The organism is Streptomyces niphimycinicus (assembly GCF_018883605.1).
Classification (GTDB): domain Bacteria; phylum Actinomycetota; class Actinomycetes; order Streptomycetales; family Streptomycetaceae; genus Streptomyces; species Streptomyces niphimycinicus.
The window spans coordinates 1-516 of record NZ_JAHLEM010001337.1 but is presented as its reverse complement, the minus strand read 5'-3'; the positions used below and the strand labels follow the sequence as shown (position 1 = coordinate 516).

1 protein-coding gene is annotated in these 516 nt (G+C 77.7%); it reads right to left on the bottom strand.

Annotated elements, in window-relative coordinates:
* On the bottom strand, window positions 1–516 hold a 516-nt coding region (locus KN815_RS49635), incomplete at both ends, for a VWA domain-containing protein (RefSeq protein ID WP_216348260.1).

The window sequence follows — 516 nt, the reverse complement described above, 5'->3', positions numbered from 1 at the left end:
GCCTCGCCTCCGTGGCCCGCCCGTCGGTCACCACGACCAGCAGCGGACGGCGCGCGGGATCCCGCAGCCGCTCCACCCGCAGCACCTCCCGCGCCTTCAACAGCCCGGCCGCCAGCGGCGTACGGCCGCCCGTCGGCAGCCGCTCCAGCCGCACGGCCGCCGCGTCCACCGACGAGGTGGGCGGCAGCGCCAGCTCGGCGTCCGCGCCCCGGAAGGTGATCAGCCCGACCTTGTCCCGCCGCTGGTAGGCGTCGAGCAGCAGCGACAGCACCGCGCCCTTGATCGCGCTCATCCGCGTCCGCGCGGCCATCGAGCCCGACGCGTCCACCACGAACAGCACGAGATTGCCCTCCCGGCCCTCGCGCACCGCCTCGCGCAGATCGTCCCGGCGCACCAGGAGTCCGGGACCGCGCCGTCCGCGCGCCCGCTGATGCGGGGCGGCCGCCCGGACCGTCGCCGTCAGATGCAGTGCGGAGAGCGTCCCCCGCGGGCGGCGCGCCCCGGTGGTGCGGCCGT